A 1,076-nucleotide genomic window follows, 5' to 3' on the forward strand; every position below is an offset into this window, starting at 1 on the left:
GGTTGGCGCCCGAAGAGCCGGCGAGACGCACGGTCGAGGTCGAGGCGTTCTGCTCGTGGTCGGCGTGCAGAATGAAGATGCGCTCCATGGCGCGCGCCAGCACCGGGTTGATCTTGTATTCCTCGCACGGCACGGCAAAGCACATGTGCAGGAAGTTGGCGGCGAAGTTCAGTTCGTTCTTCGGGTAAATGAACGGCTGGCCGATGTGGTATTTGTAGGCCATCGCCGCGATCGTTGGCATCTTGGCGATCAGCCGCATGGAGGCAACCATGCGCTGGTAGGGGTCGGAGATGTCGGTGGAGTCGTGGTAGAAGGCCGACAGCGCGCCGACCACGCCGCACATCACCGCCATCGGGTGCGCGTCGCGGCGGAAGCCGGTGAAAAAGCGCGACATCTGCTCATGCACCATGGTGTGGCGCGTCACGCGATAGTCGAAGTCGTCCTTCTGCGCTTTGGTCGGCAATTCGCCGTAGAGCAGGAGATAGCAGACCTCGAGGAAGTCGCCATGTTCGGCCAACTGGTCGATCGGATAGCCGCGATGGAGGAGGATGCCGGCGTCGCCGTCGATGAAGGTGATTTCGGACTCGCAGCTTGCCGTCGAGGTGAAGCCCGGATCGTAAGTGAAGGCGCCGGTGGTTGAGTAGAGCGAGGCGATGTCGATGACATCAGGCCCGACCGAACCACTTCGCACCTTGAATTCATGGGTCTTGCCGGCGAATGCAAGCGTTGCCGTGGCCTCCTGGGTCTTGCCGCCCAAATCCATTTTTTTCGCAGCTTCGGTCATTGCAAACTCCTTCTTGTTTCCTCATGCCGGCAAAGGCAAAATTCTGCAGAGCGACACGTCGAAAATCACCGCAATGCGCGTATTCGCCACCGCATTTCAGGAGGTGCGTGCCAGATTGGGCCAAGGCCTAATGTTGCACTGCGAAACCCGCCTTTCAATGCCAATCTTCTTGGGCCAGTTTGCTCCTAATCGATTTGATCTGAGATGCGCGCCAGGCTTTCCTCGCGGCCGAGCACGGCGAGCACGTCGAACACGCCCGGCGAGGTGCTTTTGCCGGTCAACGCAGCGCGCA

General features: G+C 60.1%; 2 protein-coding genes. Both read right to left on the minus strand.

Going from position 1 to position 1,076, the window contains the following annotated elements:
* Positions 1-784 (minus strand): citrate/2-methylcitrate synthase (locus tag EOC06_RS37680; RefSeq protein ID WP_281062144.1); only part of this gene is annotated, 784 nt, incomplete at its 3' end.
* A gap of 185 nt (positions 785-969) precedes the next feature.
* Positions 970-1,076, minus strand: a 107-nt coding sequence (locus tag EOC06_RS44945; protein ID WP_281062145.1) for a hypothetical protein, incomplete at its 5' end; no start/stop codon positions are given.

Origin of the sequence: Mesorhizobium sp. M7A.F.Ca.MR.362.00.0.0, assembly GCF_004023175.1 — a bacterium.
Taxonomy (GTDB): Bacteria; Pseudomonadota; Alphaproteobacteria; order Rhizobiales; family Rhizobiaceae; genus Mesorhizobium.